Below are 1,119 nucleotides of genomic sequence, written 5' to 3'. Positions count from 1 at the left end.
CGCCGCGCACGGCGGCGAGGCGATGCAGTGGTTGCGAGCCTCGCCAGGCGGGGTCGATGCGGTGCTGCTCGACATCGCCCTGCCGGGGCGCGACGGGCTGGAGGTGCTCAAGCAGATCCAATCGGAGTGCCCGGGGCTACCGGTGCTGATGCTGAGCACCTACCCGGACAACCAGTTCGCGGTGCGGTGCATCCGGGCCGGGGCGGCGGGTTACCTGAACAAGAGCGCCGACCCCGACGACATCGTGGCGGGGTTGCGCAAGGCGGCTGGGGGCGGGCGTTACCTGACTGCTGCGGTGGCTGATTTGTTGGCCAATGCGGTGAGTGAGGTGTCGGCCCAGGCGCCGCATGAGTTGTTGTCACAGCGCCAGAACCAGGTGTTCAGGCTGCTGGCGCAGGGGCAGTCGGTGGGGCAGATTGCTGCTTCGTTGAACTTGTCTTCGAACACGGTGTCGACTTATCGGGCGCGGATCCTGGAGAAGACGGGGACGCGCAACGATGTGGAGTTGGCGTTGTATGCGGTGAGGCAGCAGGTGGTTTTGGCCTGACGCCAAAAAAGGCGCTTGGTCATTCCCAAGGCACCACAGAATACACGGCATGAAAACTCCAATACTCGTGGCATTCACTCTCGCCATTTCCGGGTGCGCATCGCCGTACAAGCCAACCGTTGACGAGCGCAGCGCTGCGCGGATCCGCTTTGTGACGGAACATCCTGCGTCGGTTCAAGGCATTGAGGCCACCCTCGTGAATTTCCACCCCAACAGGTGCAGCCCATCTGCTGCCAGCGGCACCATTGGCTCAGAGTCTCAGGCCATCGCGCTTCTGATTGGAAACCTCTCCTTGGGCACGCCCATATTCGCTGTGATGCAGCCCAAGGGAGCGCTGACAAACTTGGGGATGCCTGGCCAAGTGCCCAGCAAGCAAGATTTGTATACCGAGAAAAACATCCCTGCAAACACGCCATTCTCCTTTTCCATGCGGGCCACCTATCGTTCGGGCTACAACACTCAAACGACATGTGCTCTGGGATTGGAGTTTCTGCCGGTGCCGGGAGCCGACTATGAAGCGGCGTATGTGAAAGTCGGAGATGCTTGCTCGATCAGGTTGTCTCAATTGTCCA

2 protein-coding genes are annotated in these 1,119 nt (G+C 61.0%); both read left to right on the top strand.

Annotated features, from left to right (window positions below; genetic code table 11):
* A partial coding sequence (locus B2W70_RS13905; RefSeq protein ID WP_286746564.1) for a response regulator occupies positions 1–547 on the top strand: 547 nt, incomplete at its 5' end.
* 49 nt (positions 548–596) lie between these two features.
* A partial coding sequence (locus tag B2W70_RS13900; protein ID WP_286746563.1) for a hypothetical protein occupies positions 597–1,119 on the top strand: 523 nt, incomplete at its 3' end.

This window comes from Aquabacterium sp. UBA2148 (assembly GCF_002328915.1).
In the GTDB taxonomy this organism is placed as follows: domain Bacteria; phylum Pseudomonadota; class Gammaproteobacteria; order Burkholderiales; family Burkholderiaceae_C; genus Aquabacterium; species Aquabacterium parvum.
Note: the sequence above shows the minus strand (reverse complement) of the source record. Positions and strands in the feature narration are given on the sequence as shown.